This window comes from Candidatus Endowatersipora endosymbiont of Watersipora subatra (genome assembly GCF_964026585.1).
Classification (GTDB): Bacteria; Pseudomonadota; Alphaproteobacteria; order Rhizobiales; family Rhizobiaceae; genus Pseudahrensia.
In genome coordinates this window covers 362,566-380,414 of the sequence record NZ_OZ032160.1, presented here as the reverse complement: position 1 = coordinate 380,414, position 17,849 = coordinate 362,566, and the positions used below count along the sequence as shown (strand labels likewise).

The window sequence follows — 17,849 nt, the reverse complement described above, 5'->3', positions numbered from 1 at the left end:
ACTTATTTCCAATCGAGTGAGCCCGAATAAGAAACGTTCTTACCATCTCCACTTTTAAGGATTCCGATCTCTGTAACGTGTTCTCCAGATCTTTGAAGATTTTGACTAATAGAAATTGCGCTAGCAGAATCACATACTATCAACATCCCGATTCCACAATTAAATGTCCGTAACATCTCATCATCATCTATATTTCCCATTTCACGAAGCCATGAAAAAATTTGCGAGGGCTTCCAAGATAACAAGTCAATTGATGCAACAAGACCTTCTGGCAAAACGCGAGACAAATTCTCTGTCAAACCTCCACCAGTAATATGAGCTATAGCATGGATAGAAGTCGTTTTTTTTAAAATGCTAAGAATGGATTTCACATAAATGCGTGTTGGTTCTAAAACGGATTGAGCTATCGTTTTGTTTCGTTCAAAAGGTGAGAAGGAAGACCAGCTTAATCCACTTCTGTCTATAATCTTTCTTATTAATGAATATCCATTAGAATGAGGTCCGCTAGAGCTCAGTCCTAGCAATAGATCACCTTCCTTGATCCTCTTGGGAAGGAGATTTCCCCTTTCGACAGCACCAACAGAGAAACCTGCTAGATCATAGTCACCTTGCTGATACATACCCGGCATTTCAGCTGTCTCACCTCCTATCAAAGCGCAACCTGAAAGTCTGCATCCTTCTGCTATACCGGCTATCACCGACACTGCTACAGCATTATCAAGTTTTCCGGTCGCAAAATAATCAAGAAAAAAAAGTGGCTCTGCACCTTGTACGATTAGATCGTTTACACACATAGCAACTAGATCCTGTCCGACTGTGCCATGTTGTGCGGTTTCTATAGCTATCTTTAATTTGGTCCCGACACCGTCACTTGCAGCCACTAACAATGGATCCTTATACCCGATTTCAGCTATATCAAATAGACCACCAAATCCTCCAATTGAACCGTCAGTGCCAGGACGTTGTGTTACAGAGATAAACGGCTTGATTGCGCTTATGAGCGCCTTTCCCGTATCGATATCTACACCTGCACTAGCATAAGAGAGGGAAGGGATATTCATCATTTTTTCATTCATCAGACAGTTATTTTTATACTAAACTAAAATATTATTATCTTATCTAAGATTTTCAGAAATTATAAAGAATAAACCCTATAGTATTAAACGAATGATAATTTCTATCTCATAATATATAAATTCTATTCAATACAAGGAAGATGTTAATATTCAGAGTTTCTTTGACTCTTTTAAGAAGTAGATTTCAATGATAAAATTCCTAGTAACTCTTTCTTTTTCTGAGAAAAACCGCTATCTACCCATTGCTTTTCCATCTGGGTTAAAACTATTGAGATAGCCGATCCTGGTTCATATCCCAGTGTCAAAAGATCACGACCAGAAACAGGGAATTTTGGTTTTTTCCACGTTTTTCCATGTTTGAGTAACCTGTACAATTGTTGACCTACTATCTGTGCGGATTGATCATTTTTCTTACTCAATTCTCTGGCAGTTGCTAACGATAGTCTATCGATAATTCCTAAAATTTCTCCACAATAGAGAAATTGCTCAAATTCTGTAAAGCTCATATGAGCATCAGGCTCAACAGACCGGGCCCAGGTAATCAGTCTACTAGCTAAAATCTTAGGCAGTTTTAGACTACGATTAAGAGCATTTATTCCCTCTTCATTTGGTGAGATGATAGACATCAAACGCAAAATAGGATCGGAAGGCCATTTTTCTTGTTGTTGAATTTTCACTAATCTCGATAAAGTGTCAATGCCACCGGATTCGATTTGAGGTAAAATTAATGATAAGATCCCTATCTGATCCATCCAAAAAAGAGCTCTTCCTGGGTCCGGGGCAGACAGTAACTTTGAAAATTCCGTCCAGATTCTCTCAGCAGAGAGCTGATTAAGAAGATATTTTAAATGATTACATGCTTTTAGTGCCGGAGGATCAGGGAAAAAAGAATTACCGTACCAAGCGAAAAAACGAAAAAAGCGGAGTATACGGAGAGGATCTTGAAGAATTCTCTCTTCAGGGTTACCAATGAATCTTATTCGGCGAGCTTCAAGATCATCATGACCATTTAAAGGATCGAATAATTCACCTCTCATACTGACAGAAAGCGCGTTCATAGTAAAATCGCGTCTGCGTGCATCTTTCTTCCAGTCTCGTCCAAAAGAAACCTTGGGATGCCGTCCTTGAGTTCCTAACTCTTCTCGTAGAGTTGTCACGTCATAAGTGGTGCCATTGATGATAACTGTAACCGTACCATAAGTAATCCCTGTAAGGAGAAACCGATATCCTTTCTCCTTCAGACGAGAAACAACATATATAGGCATCAAGGTTGTTGAAATATCGATGTCATTAATTGATTCACCCATCAATCCATTTCGCACAGCCCCGCCCATAACACGAGCCTCCTCCCCTCCTTCACTCAAAAGGCATAACAGGGTTTGCAACGAAGGATTACTGAGCCATTTAAATTCTACAAACAACTGAATCCACAATTATAGATTATATTGAATAATAAAGAGTTAGATATACTAGGCTCATCAGAGTTAAGGAATATTGTATTCCTTCGATTCTAGAATCATCTTTTTTAAAGATTTAAAAACTTTGATTGAGAGTATAGGCATCTTGTAGCAGGTCCAGACATTTCTGATAGAGCTCCTTCTCTCAATTCATATGCTAATATCCGTTCAGGATCAGTCGGACGAGGTAATGTTATCTTACCAGGAATAATCTTTTTAAAGCCAAATAACTCATAGTAAGATGGATTACCTACCAATATAATGACTTTGCACTGGTGATCCAGACAAGTATCACTTGCCTTGCTAACAGCAGCACGCATCAAAGCCTTACCTGCACTATGACCTGAATAGCGCTGAAGAACTGCCAATGGCCCTAGCATCAAAGTTTCATTTTTACCCCACATAATTTTGGTCAATCTGACAGAACCAATAATTTGACTCTGATGCTCTGCGACGAAAGATAATGATACTTCATGAGAAACACCTTCACGCAATGGCTGAACAGCACGAACGTGTATGCCAGGACCAAAAACCTTAGCAGTGAGTCTCTCAATTTCAGATTGATCTGATTCCGACTCAGGTCGGACTTTAAAATCCAAGAATTTCATAAGCAAAGCTGGAATGACATCAAACGTCACACTGTTAGGATCTGTGCGGTTAGAAGTAGAAATATCAAATAAGTATCAGTGGGTCTAGTTCATTATTTTAACCCTTAGATTCTGTTTGTATCTTTCTACTGTAAGTTCTTGCCAGCGATCTGGATGGAAGACATTATAAAGATACAAATTAATATGAAATTGATCTCATCATGAGAATAAATATAGAAGATTATCCGTTCACAGTTCCTTGCTTATGATTCATATTTAAAGACACGATAGCTATTAACTATGTTTAGACTAGCTCATATTTCAGATATTCACCTACTCCCTCTACCCTCAATATCACTCAAACAGCTGATATCAAAGCGTATCATGGGTTACCTGAACTGGCAATTTGATCGCAAAAATATACACAATCAGGATATGCTGAGAACTTTGTTACAAGATATAAAACAAAAAAATACAAACCATTTGGCGATCACCGGTGATCTAGTCAATCTAGCTCTCCCTTCTGAATTTGAGGCTGCAACTAAATGGCTAAAACAATTAGGTGAAGCGAATGAGATCAGCATCGTTTTCGGTAATCATGATTGCTATGTAGAATCGGGATATCGACGAGCCTGTGAAAGCTGGAAAAATTACATTGGTGATGATCGATCAGACGAGATATTCCCTTTTGTTCGCTATCGTAAAAATAGCGCTCTAATTGGTGTGAATAGTGGGGTTAGTACACCACCTTTTATGGCAACAGGAGTCTTTGACAAACGTCAAGCAGAACATCTCAAAAAAATATTAGAGACCGCGAAACAAAACCATAAATTCAGAATTATAATGATTCATCATCCTCCAGTGGAAGGAGTAACAAGCTTAACAAAAAAACTGCATGGCCAGAATATTTTTAGATCTGTTATTGAGATTCTAGGAGCTGAACTTATTTTACATGGACATACTCATGTTAACAGTCTAAACTGGATTGAAGGTCCGGAACGGACTGTTCCGGTTATTGGCGTTGCCTCTGCAAGCCAACGCCCCATTAGGGAGCATAATCTTCGGGCTGCAACCTATAATTTATTTGATATTGATAGACAATCAGAAGAATGGCACTGTCGTTATCAGACATTCGGGTACCATCACTCTTTTTCGTCTGTACGTAAGATCAGCGATCAGTTGTTATTGCCATAAAATAGAATTATCAGATTTTCTAATTCTGGTATCAATGCTCAAGAAAAACCTCAAATTAATTTTCTTAGTCTTTAGGTAAAAGAAGAGGCCCATGAATTAGGCCTCTTCATAAATCAGTTTATCAGTTGGTAAGGATAATTAAAAAGAACGCGAAATTCGGAAGAGATATCCATCTGAATCTCCTCGATCAGAAGGAAGACTCTGATTATGATAATCGACTTCAACACTCACATTCGTGATCGGTTGCCACTCAAACCCAATTGTATACTGGTTTCCGCTAGTGTCTGAATCAGAATAGCCACCACCTACAGAGAAGTTATCAACAACTTTATAGCGAGCACCTATGCCCCACTGCCATTCACCTCCATCAACGTAGTTGTTCGCTTCATCACCAGCAGATTGATACCAACCATCAACACGTAGATTTTCAATTCCTTGAAGGCTTGCAAACAGTGAATAAGCAACATCACCATCAAAAGTAGATTCACGGCCATCATTGATGATCGTAGCGGCTACACGGCCCCAAGAACCAGAATAACTGGCACCGACGTAAGAATCAAATAACACGTCATCCGAATCTCCGTCATCACCCTGGATACCAGCAGTAGCTGAGAATCCATTAACAGCATATGTATACTGCATATAGGCAGTCTGGTTGTATTCATATAGACCATCCACCATGTTTCCAGGATAACCAAATTCTGTATTCGTCGTGAAAAAATCATCACCATAACCAGCAGATAAAGAACCACTACCATTACTTAGAGTCATAATTGCAGAATCAACTAGGATGTTGTTATGAGACTCCCCCTCTAAACGAATAGAAGAGTGAAGTGTACCATAATCTGTTTCGTTACGTGCATCAAACTTAACGCGAGTGCGATAACCGAAACTACCTACGCTACTAGTATCAAGACGAGCATGTTCATACTGTACTCGCATTGAGCCAGAGATTTCTAGACATGTCTCAGTACCCGGAATGTAAAAAAAGCCTGATCCATACATATCGCAGACTTTAACATAATCGATGGGCTCTGGCTCTGCAACAACAGAATCAGCAGCAGGCGCTCCAGATACTGCGATCATCGCAGCAACGGAACCCAGAAGAAGGGTTTTCAATTTCATTGTATTTGATCTCCAGTAAGAAAAAGTTGAGATAGAGGCAACGACCAAATGGGTCAGACAGACATGCGCTCTAATCCCTTTAACTAACCCTAACCACTAGCTATTGGAACGCAATGGGAAAGACGTCTATTAGGTGAGAGATCATGATTTCAAACAACAAGTGTTGTATAAAAATCACAGTTTTTAATCATCCAGTCCAGACTGACTTGTCAATAGAATATAAATCTTAGGGTTCTGTAAGAAGAGAATGATGATTCTTTAGCTATAAGATTTCCCATTAACCAATAAATAAATCTCTATTTGATTCGTTTCTTGATCTTTTGAGAAAAAAGAAGCATCCATCGTCTGATGCAGAATCTTTTTTATAGAGATGATATTAGAAAATATCTCTAAAAAAGAGCAGAATTATTTCCATATTTTATAGCATTTGACAACGCACAGAGAAGAACACTTATCAAATTAAGTATCCATCTCTTCCTTCCAGTCCACAACTAATATTGTATCCTAATCATTTTCTAATTCAAATTTTAAAACATTGAACTCATTCAAAAAATGAAAACCTGGTAGAGGAGATAGAAGTCTAAGTAAGAAGTCTTTATGAATCCGACTGTCTAATAAACAGTGACATTCTTCAATCTATATCCAACCCTGAGTTTCCCTTTTTATAATTTTTTTAATTAGCATAATCCCTTCATGACTATCATTTAGACAAGGGATATGGCTAAAATTCTCTCCACCGTATTTGATGAACTGATTACACACTTCTACAGCAATTTCTTCAAGGGTTTCTAGACAATCAGATGAAAAGCCTGGGTTGATAACACAAATGCGTTTCACTCCTTCATATGCCAATTTCTCAACAGTTTTATCCGTGTAAGGTTTGAGCCATTCTTCAGGACCAAAGCGTGACTGAAATGTAGAAATGAGGAATCCATCATCCCATCCCATCTTCTCACGTAACAAACGTGATGTTTTTAGACAATGGCAAGGATAAGGATCGCCCTTATCGAAATAAGTTTTGGGTATTCCGTGGTAAGAGGCAATCATATGATCTGGCTGGAAATCTAAGTTCTTTAAGTGGCTTTCAATAGAATTCGCTAAAGCCTGAATATAGTGTGGATCATCATGATATGGTGGCACTGTTCTTATAGCAGGCATCCAGCGCATTTTCATAAATGCATTAAAGGCTTTATCATTAACGGTTGCAGTCGTTGTTGCACTATACTGTGGGTAAAGTGGAAATATCAAAATCCGTTCGCATCCCTGTTTTTTTAAAATCTTTAAGCGACCCTCAATGGAGGGATCGCCATATCGCATTCCCCAATCAATGATAAGATTGGAAATATAAGAAAAGTACTTACTCAGTTGGGCAGATTGAGAGCGAGTAAAAGTCATAAGCGGAGATTCATCTTGCTCTTTATTCCAAATAGACTTATATAATTCGGAGGATCTTTTGGGTCGGACATTAAGGATGATCCCATTCAGCAATGGCCACCAAATAAGCCTTGGAATCTCTATCACTCGCCTGTCAGATAAAAATTCCTTTAAATACCTCCGAACGCTCTTTTTATCATAACCATTTGGCGTTCCCAAATTAACAAGAAGAACCCCTACCTTTCCCCAAATAATGTCCGAGTGCTCATTAAGATTTTTTTTTGAAATATCACTTTGAGTAGAAAGAGACATTTTTAAATTCCATTATATATTGGCAAAAGTAAAAGAGATTGATGACCAAAACTAACTATTAGAATTGTTCCAATTGAATAGCAAGCCACAATGTTAATCTTAATTTTTAATGTTAATCCACTAAAATTATGATGTGTGATCATATAATTAAAGAGATAATTCAGACTGAACTGATCCATAAGAACATAAGAACTGTTCGTTTTTAATTGGATGGACTTTTCTATTCTTGATCTTGATCGTATAAGAACACTATTTTTAATAGAATACTTCTGGCTAGCATATACCAAGACGTAACAAATCATGGGAATGTATGATTCCCACTGGTTTACTTTGTTCAGTTACCATCAGTGTTGTAATGGCATGTTGGTTCAGTATAGAGAAAGCTTCTATAGCTAGCATGTCAGGTGAGATCGTCTGAGGACTTTCTGTCATGATGTCATCAACTGTTTCTGTCAAGAGAGATGGATTGATATGACGACGTAAATCCTCATCAGTGATGATACCGATCAAGGTATCATCATTTATGATCCCTACGCAGCCGAATCCTTTCCCAGAAATTTGGAGAATGGCCTCTGTCATCTGAGTTCCTTTTTTGACAAGAGGAATAGCCTTCCCTTTATGCATGATCTCATTAACGAGAATCAGTTTTGTACCTATTTGTCCTCCAGGGTGAAGAAGACGGAAGTCTCTAGGTGTAAATGAACGGCTTTCTAGAATTGATATAGCAAGAGCATCACCGATAGCTAGCTGCATAAGAGACGAAGTAGTTGGTGCCAAATTATGTGGACACGCTTCTTTTTCACGTGGCAGAGCAAGAATAATATCGGCATGCATGGCTAATGTAGAATCTCTATTAGCAGTGAGAGCAATTAACGGAATTGAAAAACGCTTTGAAAAAGAAAAAAGACCTTGCAATTCTTTTGTTTCTCCCGACCAAGATATGGCGAGTATCGCATCATCTCTTCCGATCATTCCTAGATCACCATGATTCGCTTCTGTTGCATGTATGAAAAAAGCAGAAGTTCCTGTAGATGCGAGAGTTGAAGCGATCTTTGCGGCGATGTGGCCACTCTTTCCTACTCCAGTAACAACAAGATGACCTTTAATATTAAAAATAGTCTTAACAGCTCGAAAAAAATCCTCTTCCAAACCGTTAGAAAACGCCTTGATAAGTGCGTTCAGTCCAGCCTGTTCAACTTTTAAGGTTTTCAGAGCAGATTGAATAAAAGAATTTTTCAACATGGGTATTTTCTAGACTTTCAATCAATATTCAAGCGTTTTGATAGGCAAACCTAATTCGAATCTTCTTTTCAAAGATTATCATATCAGTTTCTATACGCATATGAGGCCTTCTCTCAAGAAGCTCAAGAATCATCTTTGATCACGAAGCTGTTTCAAGATCGCAAAAGACTGCAATCCATCCGGATTGATTCCGAGGCTTTCTTGAGCCTTTCGAATAGCGCGGCGCGTTCTAATACCAAATTTTCCATCAATTTCTCCATTATAAAAACCTTTAACGGAAAGTAGAGTTTGAAATTCTCTCCTCTCCTCAAAAGTGAACTGATTCAATGGCCGTGGAAATGGATTTTTGAATTCTCCTGAGCCAGCAATTTGATCAGCAAGATAACCTACAGCCAAAGCATATTTGTCAGCATTATTATAACGCTTAATCACAAAAAAATTTCTGGTCATCACAAATGCAGGCCCCCCCTTTCCTGTAGGAACACTTAATACACCCCTATCATTCAATGTAGGAAATGGTTTTCCATTAACTCTCTTCACACCCAATTTAACCCAAGAAGCAATACTTCGTTCTTTTCCTTTTTGATTCATCAGTTGATCCGGAATCGAAATTTCATAGCCCCATGGTTTTCCAGATTTCCAACCATTACAATGCAAAAGGTTCGCAGCTGTTGCCAAGGCGTCAGGTACAGAAGTCCAAATATTTTGCTTTCCATCTCCATTAGCATCTTGTGCATAAGCAAGATAGCTCGTGGGAATGAACTGAGTGTGTCCCATGGCGCCCGCCCATGATCCTCTTAACTGTTTAGGTGATATGATGCCTCGCTGCACAATTTTCATCGCTGCGATCAGTTGTCTATAAGCAAATTTTCTTCTTTTCTCATCGAAATAGGCAAGCGTGGCCAGAGAGCGTATAACGCTACGCAAAGACTCATCTTTTTTCAGTGCTTCTCCATAATCCGTTTCCATCGACCAAATAGCTAATAAAATATATCGGCTGACACCATACTGTTTTTCAAGACGATGCAACCATGAATTCCATTTACGTTCCATTTCCTGACCACGAGAAATAGATTTCTGATTCACACGGTTATCAAAGTACATCCATAAGTTCTGGTCGAACTCTGGTTGAGATCGAACGAGAGAGATGATTTCTGGATCAGGCGAAATTATACCGATAAACGATTTTTTATAAGTCGATCGAGATATACCATTTTGAAGAGCAACCGTTTCAAAATCTTTTATCCATTTGCCAAAATCTGTGTTTGCTTGAGCATCAGAAAAGATAGAATAACCTATAGAGATTGAAACAAAAGCGAGAATTCGAAGTTTCAAAAAAGAGATTTTATAAATATGATTCATTATGTTGTCATCTTTTTTTCAATAATTAGGAAAAATAAAAATTGAATCAAAAAGACTGTGTTAATTAAAAGAAATGATATTAAAATCTATATTTGATCAATCTAAACTCTGCTAAGAGAAAATGTTAAGGCAAAAAGAAGAAAGAGTGAAGTTAATATAGGATGAATATAGCTGATAACAATCTAAAACGGCGCATAGATAAAGTCGTTATTCCTGTAGCAGGGCTAGGAACAAGGTTTTTGCCTGCTTCAAAAGCAGTACCAAAAGAAATGTTCACCATCGTTGACATGCCTATAATCCAGTATGCAATCAATGAAGCGAGGGAAGCCGGCATAGAAAATTTTGTTTTCGTGACTGGTCGTAATAAAGCTGTCATTGAGGATTATTTTGATCTTCAACCTCAACTGAAAAAAAATTTAATAAAGCATAAAAAGGAGAATGTCCTTTCTATTTTAGAAGAAAATCATCTCCAGGCAGGTAGAATAAGCTTTACTCCTCAAAGGAATCCTTTAGGGTTAGGACATGCTGTGTGGTGTGCTCGCAATATTATTGGGAATGAACCTTTTGCTCTTTTACTTCCTGATATGCTTATGCAAGCCCAAGAAGGGTGTCTCTTCTCAATGATGAAAATGTACAATAAAGTAGGTGGTAATATTATTGCCGCGGGAGAGTGCAGTCAAGAAGATATCAGAAAATATGGAATTATCACCAGAGGCAACCCGATTGGTGATGGTTTCAAAATTGCTAAAATGAGAGAAAAACCATCAGTCAAAGAAACCTCCTCACAGTTTTTTATTAATGGCCGTTACATCTTGCAACCAGAGATTTTTAGAGTTCTGGAAAACCAAGAAATGGGGATCAACGGAGAGTTTCAGATCACTGATGCAATATTAAGTCTAGCACAACAACAACCTCTTTATGGATACCAGTTTGAGGGAAAGATCTTTGATTGTGGATCAAAAGAAGGTTTTATTGCTGCGAATATAGCCTTTGCTTTATCAAGGGAAGACACCAGGCCTTTTCTCCAAACAATTATCAAAGATCTATTAAAAAAGGATCCCTTGTCCTTGTAATCACGTGCTTTTCTTACAATCTCCATTAAAAGGGAAGATTTGTTGTTCCCATCAAAGTTAGATCAATGTCACGGGCACATCGACGCCCTTCACGAATGGCCCAGACAACAAGGGACTGACCTCTACGCATATCACCAGCACTCCAAATTTTATCCTGATTTGTCTTATAATGATCAACCTTTTCTAAAAGATTATCTTTCTCATCATGTTCAATTCCTAAATCGACCAACCCACCTTCCTTTTTAGGAGATATAAATCCCATTGCTAGCAAAACTAGATCTGCTTCTATATCGAATTCAGAATCTTCAATAGACTTGAGATCATTATCGACTAGAGCACAACGCAATCTCTTCACTTTACCTTTTGTGCCTTCAAAACTCTTTGTCAGAACAGAAAAATCACGTTGAACCCCTTCTTCATGACTAGAGGATCTTCTCATCTTCAGTGGCCAATTGGGCCATGTCAATAATTTATCTTCTTTATCTGGTGGCATTGGCATAATTTCCAACTGTGTGACTGACAGAGCTCCTTGTCTAATAGATGTACCAATACAGTCTGATCCTGTATCGCCTCCCCCAATAACAACCACATGCTTACCATGAGCTAATATAGATTCCGTATCATCTATTCCTTCATTACTGATTCGACGATTTTGCTGAGATAAAAAATCCATTGCAAAATGAATACCTTTCAACTCTCGTCCCCTAATGAGAAGATCATTTGGTTTTTCTGCACCTCCTGACAAAACAATTGCATCGTTTTGCTTAATTAATTGATGAATATCAACATCAATACCTACATGAACTCCAGTATGAATAATAACACCTTCCGTTACGATCTGTTCTGTTCGTCTATCGATTAGATATTTCTCCATCTTGAAGTCAGGAATGCCGTAGCGCAACAAACCGCCAATCTTTTTATTCTTTTCATAAAGGTATACCATGTGACCAGCACGCACTAATTGCTGAGCACAGGCCATGCCTGCTGGTCCAGCACCGATAATTGCAATAGATTTTCCTGTTTTAGATTGACTCGGCTCGGGCTTTATCCATCCATTGACCCATGCCTTGTCAACAATTGCACATTCAAGAGATTTAATCGTAACAGGATTGTCTATCATATTTAATGTACACGAGGCTTCACATGGGGCAGGACAAATTCTTCCAGTAAATTCAGGAAAATTATTCGTTGAGTGTAGATTCTCTGAAGCTTGTTGCCATTCTCCTCTGTAGACGAGATGATTCCAATCGGGAATTTGGTTGTTGACCGGACACCCCTTGTTCCCCCTTCCATCATGACAAAAAGGTATACCACAATCCATACATCGTGATGCTTGGTCTTTGAGCTCATCTTCTGCTAGCGGAATGACAAATTCTCTAAAGTTTTTAATTCGCTCTGATACAGGATGATACTTACAATCCAGGCGATCAATTTCTAGAAATCCAGTTGGTTTACCCATCAAAAATCACTTGACTCCTATTATAGTTATACGTTTTCTATTTCTATTGGGGAGTGATGAAGGAATTTCAATGAGAATGTTCAATTTTTTGCAAGGCATTTCGGTATTCAATGGGCATCACTTTAATGAATTTTTTACGATAATAATCCCAATTGGAGACGATCTTTTTTGCTTTTCCTGATCCAGTATAATGGTGATGGGTTTCAATAAGCTTATGTAATCTTTCATTATCGTATCGGATTAAGTCATTAAATACATCAAAAGATCTGTTCTGTTGGCCAGTCAAGCTTTCACACTGTTCTGATTTGATCGACTCATATTCTCCCAAGACATGTTCCAAATCTACCATTTTTAAATTACAACGACTCTGGAATGTACCGTCCTCATCTAGAACATAAGCAATGCCACCAGTCATACCTGCAGCAAAATTTCTACCAGTGGATCCCAGAATAGCCACAATGCCACCAGTCATGTATTCACAACCATGATCACCGACACCCTCCACGACTGCAATGGCACCGGAATTTCGAACTGCGAAGCGCTCTCCTGCAACGCCGCAAAAATAACACTGGCCCTCTATGGCCCCATAAAGAACCGTATTACCAACAATAATTGATTGTTCTGGAATGATCTGACTCGCCTCTTTTGAGGGGTAAATAATCAATTTTGCACCTGAAAGACCTTTTCCAACATAATCATTGCCTTCTCCTTCCACTTCCATCGTGACGCCCCTTGTACCCCATGCACCAAATGATTGCCCTGTAGTTCCATTGAATTTAATACGAATTGTATCTTCAGGAAGTCCACAATGTCCATAACGTTTCGCAATTTCACCACAAAGCATAGCACCAGTGGCTCTGTTTATGTTCCTAATTAATGATTTGATTTGAACTTGCTCTTTATTTTCAAGGGCTGGTCTTGCTTCTTCAATTAATTTCCGATCCAAAATATTCTCAATATCATGATTCTGTTGCTTGCAATGATAAAGAGGCAGATCAATTCCTATTTTTGGATTGTAGAAAAGCTTAAAAAAATCTAGACCTTCCGTTTTCCTATTATTAATTGCTTTTTTATGATCTAAAACATCAATTTGGCCTATCATTTCATTGATAGAACGAAATCCAAGTTCAGCCATGATTTCACGAACTTCATCTGCTATAAAGAAGAAATAGTTTATGATATGTTCTGGTTGACCAATAAAGCGTTTACGCAACACCGGATTTTGTGTTGCAATTCCAACAGGACATGTATTAAGATGGCACTTCCGCATCATGACACATCCAGCAGCAATCAACGGTGCTGTTGCGAATCCAAACTCATCCGCACCAAGAAGAGTCGCAATCACGACATCCCGACCTGTACGTAACCCACCGTCAACCTGAACTTTTATTCGAGACCTGAGTTTGTTTTGAATAAGTGTTTGATTGGTTTCAGCTAGACCAATTTCCCAAGGTAATCCTGCATGTTTAATAGATGTCAATAAACTAGCACCTGTCCCGCCTTCCATACCAGAAATTGTTACATGATCAGCACGGGCCTTTGCGACACCAGCAGCAACCGTTCCGACCCCAACTTCTGACACAAGCTTAACCGAAATATCGGCATCTGGATTTACGTTCTTTAGATCAAAAATGAGCTGAGATAGATCTTCGATTGAATAGATATCATGGTGTGGTGGTGGAGAAATAAGTCCTACACCAGGTGTAGAGTGTCTCATTTTGGCAATGATTTTATCCACTTTATGGCCCGGTAATTGGCCGCCTTCACCTGGCTTTGCACCTTGCGCTATTTTGATCTGAATCATATCTGAATTCACTAAATATTCGGTAGTAACCCCAAATCGTCCAGAGGCAACTTGCTTGATAGCAGAGCGCATGGAATCTCCATTCTTTTTGGGTGTAAACCTTTCAACTCTCTCTCCTCCTTCACCTGTATTTGATTTACCTCCTATTCTGTTCATCGCAATTGCTAGCGTAGTATGTGCTTCTTCTGATATAGAGCCATATGACATTGCACCCGTCACAAAACGCTTTACTATATCCTCTGCTTTTTCAACTTCCTCTAAAGATAGAGGAATTCTACCGGTTTCTGAAGCCGGTTTTAGTCTAAAAAGACTCCGAATCGTCAGTAGACGTTCAGAATCTGTATTTACTGATTGAGAAAACGCTTTGTAATTATCTAAGTTTTTACCACGAACAGCGTGCTGAAGATTGGTAACCTCATTTGAGGTCCATATATGTTCTTCACCGCGTTGTCTTAGTGTATATTCTCCTCCAACATCGAGAGATCTCCGCAAGATTGTTAAGTTGCTGTAAGCAGAACGATGGCGTTTATAGGTTTCAAAGGCAATTTCATCAAGACCAATGCCTTCGATTGTTGTTGCCGTTCCTGAAAAATATCTATTGATGAAGTCTGTAGAGAGACCAATCGCATCAAAAATCTGAGCGCCACAATAAGATTGGTACGTAGATATACCCATTTTCGACATCACTTTTAATAACCCTTTATCGATAGATTGTATATATCGGTTCACAATCTCAAATGCATCCCATTCTCCAGGAAAGAAGCCTTTGGAGTGCATATCAATCAAAGTTTCAAATGCCAGATAGGGATTGATAGCTTCTGCTCCATAACCTGCAAGAACGGCGAAATGATGCACTTCTCTTGGCTCAGCTGATTCGATGACCAGTCCAACGGATGTCCGCAACCCCTTTCGTATTAGATGATGATGCACCGCAGCAGTCGCCAAAAGAGCAGGAATAGCAACTCGATTGGGTCCGAAATACCGATCTGATAAAACAATTATATTCCCTTCACCTAATACTGTCCTTTCAGCTTTCCGGCAGAGCGTTTCTAAGCATGACTTCATACCCTTAGGGCCCTTGGAAACGTGATAAGTTGTATCCAAAATATGCGAGACAAAAGGATGATTGTCTATATTCTGAATATTTCGTATTTTCTGAAGATCTTTATTTGTGAGAATCGGTTGGCGAACTTCAAGTTGTTTTTCCTGGGATGTGCCCTTTAAATCAAATAAGTTACGGCGAGGTCCAATAAATGATACCAAAGACATCACCGATTCCTCGCGTATGGAATCAATGGGTGGGTTGGTGACCTGGGCGAAGTTTTGTTTAAAATATGTATACAGGAGCTTCTCCTTCGAGGACATAACAGAAATAGGAGTATCTGTCCCCATAGATCCAAGTGCTTCTTGAGCGAATGCCCCCATGGGCAGCAGTAAAAGATTGATGTCTTCTTGTGTGTAACCAAAGGCCTGTTGGGCATCCAGTAATTCCTTACCAGAGTATTGCTTCTCTGAAGAGGAGAATCCCTTTCCCTTCAACTCTTCCAAAACAATCCGTGTATCCTTTAGCCAACTTTTATATGGATGAGCACCGCACAGATGATCTTTAATTTCCTGATCAGAAATCATTTTACCTTTATCAAGATCAATAAGAAGCATTTTACCCGGCTGAAGACGCCATTTTTTAACCACTTTAGATTCATCAAATGGTAGGGTTCCCGCCTCAGATGCAAGAACAACAGTATCATCATCGAGCACAAAATAGCGGGCAGGTCTTAATCCATTGCGATCCAGTGTTGCACCAATCTGACGGCCATCAGTAAAGGCAACAGCAGCAGGACCATCCCATGGTTCCATGAAGGAGGCATGATATTCATAGAATGAGCGACGATTTTCATCAATGAGTGGATTATCGGACCAAGCTTCAGGAATGAGAAACATCATAGCATGAGCTAATGAATAACCACCCTGATATAAAAGTTCGAAAGCGTTGTCAAAGTAGGCAGTATCAGATTGTCCTTCACAAGATAAAGGCCATATTTTCGATATTTGATCACCAAAAAGCCGAGAAGAAAGAGCCGCCTGGCGTGCTAACATCCAATTGATGTTGCCACGTAAAGTATTGATTTCACCATTATGAGCAAGCATACGATAAGGATGGGCCATTTTCCACGATGGAAACGTATTGGTTGAAAAACGCTGATGGACAAGAGCGATTGCAGAAATAAACCGTTCATCAGTAAGATCAGAATAATACAGTCCTAGCTGTTTAGCTAAAAAGAGACCTTTATAAACAACTGTTCTTGAGGAAAAAGAAACAGGGTAAAGATCATCTCGACAACCAAACAATTCAATAAGACGATTGGCAATGATTCGACGCAATAAATAAAGACTACGCTCAAAAGAATCTTCATCAGTAACTTGGGAGGTCCGTTTAACAAAAAATTGCCAGTGTGAAGGTTCAGAGACAACAATCTCAGGATCTTTTGAAAGATTTTGATTATTCGTTGGGACTAAGCGCCATCCTATTGGTTCAAAATCTTGCTGTTTTGTAACAGCATTGATTTGATCCTTTATACTTTCATGAAGTTCTTTTGGGAGGAAAAAATAGCCCAAACCATAGTGTCCAGGCGGAGGTATTTCTAAGCCAACTTTAGCACATTCCTCGGCAAAGAAACTATGCGGAATTTGGACCAAGATACCAGCACCATCTCCTATCAATGGGTCTGCACCTGTTGCGCCACGATGTTCAAGATTTTCCAGAATCTTTAGTCCACTTTTAATAATTTTATGTGATTTAAGGCCTTTTATATTGGCGATAAACCCCAGTCCACATGCATCGTGTTCGTATTCTGGATTATACAAACCGGCTGCAATGTGATCGGTCTTTGTTTTTGCCATAGAAAAATCAAGATCCTTTGTACCGCCTGATTGCATTTTTATCATTTTACCTTTTCTGCCACACTACGCTGTTGACCATCAGGCAATATGTAAATGCATGCCTTTCATACGCGCCTTCTCCTAACTTTTATCAATATGAGGAACAAGTGAGAAAAGTATGAAGACTGTTGCAATGCTCCGGCTATTTATTTTAACGCACTTCTATTATTGTTCGATCGATTCCGATCTTCTCGAAAAGGCTCCATAATTCATGATTACCGAGGCCTCGCTCTTTACACTCAACAAGAGCTTTTTCACAAAGGAGAAGTTACAGGAGAAGTTAATTTAACGCAAGACTAGGACAGAAAAGTGAACTCATTGTTCATGACGCTCGTCTCGGGTAAGATAGAATCCTTCATTATTAGAAAATAAATGATAATTATGCAGAATTATGCAAGCTGAATTCTTATATGATCTGCTTAACTTTAATATCAAAAGGTTGATGTTTTGATCTTCATTGCATTAGAAATGCTAAAGAATTTATTATACTTCATTCATTACATGAATAATCTTGTCTCTATCTATTTAAAGGTTGACATTTACTCATTTCATAAATCAACACTTAGCTCGTATGATTGTAAAATCGCATGTTTCAAGGCTTCATCATCATTGGATAGAGATTTAAAAAACTCATTTTCTCCCTCTTTTAAAAAGGCGGGTTTCATAATTGGTTTTGTGTTTGAGAGTGATCTAGACCTTCATAATTATAGCACTAATCTTTACATTCACTATTAGTTTGATTAAAGTTTTGAATATTTTTCTCGAAAATAGCACCAGTTTTAAAGGGAAGAGGATACAATCAATTTATGTTAGAAATTTTTATCAAGAGATAATAACTCTTGTT

General features: G+C 38.7%; 11 protein-coding genes. 2 read left to right on the top strand and 9 right to left on the bottom strand.

What is annotated here, in order from left to right:
• Positions 1-2: 2 nt before the first annotated feature.
• The 3 genes from purM to AAGD37_RS01780 all read right to left on the bottom strand — a co-directional run bounded on the left by purM (position 3) and on the right by AAGD37_RS01780 (position 3,171).
• Complete coding sequence (gene purM, locus AAGD37_RS01790) at positions 3-1,076, bottom strand: phosphoribosylformylglycinamidine cyclo-ligase (protein WP_341760562.1); 1,074 nt, start codon at positions 1,074-1,076, stop codon at positions 3-5.
• Positions 1,077-1,246: 170 nt separating this feature from the next.
• Positions 1,247-2,497 carry a CCA tRNA nucleotidyltransferase gene (locus tag AAGD37_RS01785; protein ID WP_341760561.1) on the bottom strand — a complete coding sequence of 417 codons (1,251 nt, stop codon included), beginning with the start codon at positions 2,495-2,497 and terminating at the stop codon, positions 1,247-1,249.
• Between the two features lie 104 nt (positions 2,498-2,601).
• Positions 2,602-3,171, bottom strand: coding sequence for an N-acetyltransferase (locus tag AAGD37_RS01780; protein WP_341760560.1), 570 nt, complete (start codon positions 3,169-3,171; stop codon positions 2,602-2,604).
• A 249-nt stretch (positions 3,172-3,420) separates the two neighbouring features.
• On the opposite strand from AAGD37_RS01780, the gene AAGD37_RS01775 reads away from it, so the two are divergent.
• A complete protein-coding gene (locus AAGD37_RS01775) occupies positions 3,421-4,314 on the top strand; it encodes a metallophosphoesterase (RefSeq protein ID WP_341760559.1) in 894 nt (297 codons plus the stop codon).
• Between the two features lie 138 nt (positions 4,315-4,452).
• Here AAGD37_RS01775 and AAGD37_RS01770 read toward each other — a convergent pair whose 3' ends face one another.
• The 4 genes from AAGD37_RS01770 to AAGD37_RS01755 form a co-directional block, all read right to left on the bottom strand.
• Entirely contained in the window at positions 4,453-5,439 is a 987-nt protein-coding gene (locus AAGD37_RS01770) for a porin (protein WP_341760558.1), read from the bottom strand.
• A gap of 636 nt (positions 5,440-6,075) precedes the next feature.
• Complete coding sequence (gene hemH, locus AAGD37_RS01765; RefSeq protein ID WP_341760557.1) at positions 6,076-7,125, bottom strand: ferrochelatase; 1,050 nt, start codon at positions 7,123-7,125, stop codon at positions 6,076-6,078.
• A 273-nt stretch (positions 7,126-7,398) separates the two neighbouring features.
• Positions 7,399-8,367: a KpsF/GutQ family sugar-phosphate isomerase gene (locus AAGD37_RS01760; RefSeq protein WP_341760556.1), complete on the bottom strand. Its 969-nt coding sequence runs from the start codon at positions 8,365-8,367 to the stop codon at positions 7,399-7,401.
• A 129-nt stretch (positions 8,368-8,496) separates the two neighbouring features.
• Entirely contained in the window at positions 8,497-9,729 is a 1,233-nt protein-coding gene (locus AAGD37_RS01755) for a lytic murein transglycosylase (RefSeq protein WP_341760555.1), read from the bottom strand.
• Positions 9,730-9,890: 161 nt separating this feature from the next.
• Between AAGD37_RS01755 and AAGD37_RS01750 the strand changes: the two genes are divergently transcribed.
• Positions 9,891-10,802, top strand: a complete 912-nt coding sequence (locus AAGD37_RS01750) for a UTP--glucose-1-phosphate uridylyltransferase (RefSeq protein ID WP_341760554.1) — start codon at positions 9,891-9,893, stop codon at positions 10,800-10,802.
• Between the two features lie 25 nt (positions 10,803-10,827).
• On the opposite strand, the gene AAGD37_RS01745 is transcribed toward AAGD37_RS01750, so the two are convergent.
• Both AAGD37_RS01745 and gltB read right to left on the bottom strand, forming a co-directional pair.
• Positions 10,828-12,261, bottom strand: a complete 1,434-nt coding sequence (locus tag AAGD37_RS01745) for a glutamate synthase subunit beta (RefSeq protein WP_341760553.1) — start codon at positions 12,259-12,261, stop codon at positions 10,828-10,830.
• 67 nt (positions 12,262-12,328) lie between these two features.
• Positions 12,329-17,002 (bottom strand): glutamate synthase large subunit, encoded by a 4,674-nt coding sequence (gene gltB / locus AAGD37_RS01740; protein WP_424945458.1) that lies wholly within the window; start codon positions 17,000-17,002, stop codon positions 12,329-12,331.
• Positions 17,003-17,849: the final 847 nt, after the last annotated feature.

Coding starts and splice junctions, on each gene's coding strand:
- AAGD37_RS01775 (WP_341760559.1), top strand. CDS start 3,421: ATGTTTAGACTAGCTCATATTTCAGATATTCACCTACTCCCTCTACCC.
- AAGD37_RS01745 (WP_341760553.1), bottom strand. CDS start 12,261: ATGGGTAAACCAACTGGATTTCTAGAAATTGATCGCCTGGATTGTAAG.
- AAGD37_RS01755 (WP_341760555.1), bottom strand. CDS start 9,729: ATGAATCATATTTATAAAATCTCTTTTTTGAAACTTCGAATTCTCGCT.
- AAGD37_RS01750 (WP_341760554.1), top strand. CDS start 9,891: ATGAATATAGCTGATAACAATCTAAAACGGCGCATAGATAAAGTCGTT.
- AAGD37_RS01770 (WP_341760558.1), bottom strand. CDS start 5,439: ATGAAATTGAAAACCCTTCTTCTGGGTTCCGTTGCTGCGATGATCGCA.
- purM (WP_341760562.1), bottom strand. CDS start 1,076: ATGAATGAAAAAATGATGAATATCCCTTCCCTCTCTTATGCTAGTGCA.
- AAGD37_RS01760 (WP_341760556.1), bottom strand. CDS start 8,367: ATGTTGAAAAATTCTTTTATTCAATCTGCTCTGAAAACCTTAAAAGTT.
- hemH (WP_341760557.1), bottom strand. CDS start 7,125: ATGTCTCTTTCTACTCAAAGTGATATTTCAAAAAAAAATCTTAATGAG.
- gltB (WP_424945458.1), bottom strand. CDS start 17,002: ATGCAATCAGGCGGTACAAAGGATCTTGATTTTTCTATGGCAAAAACA.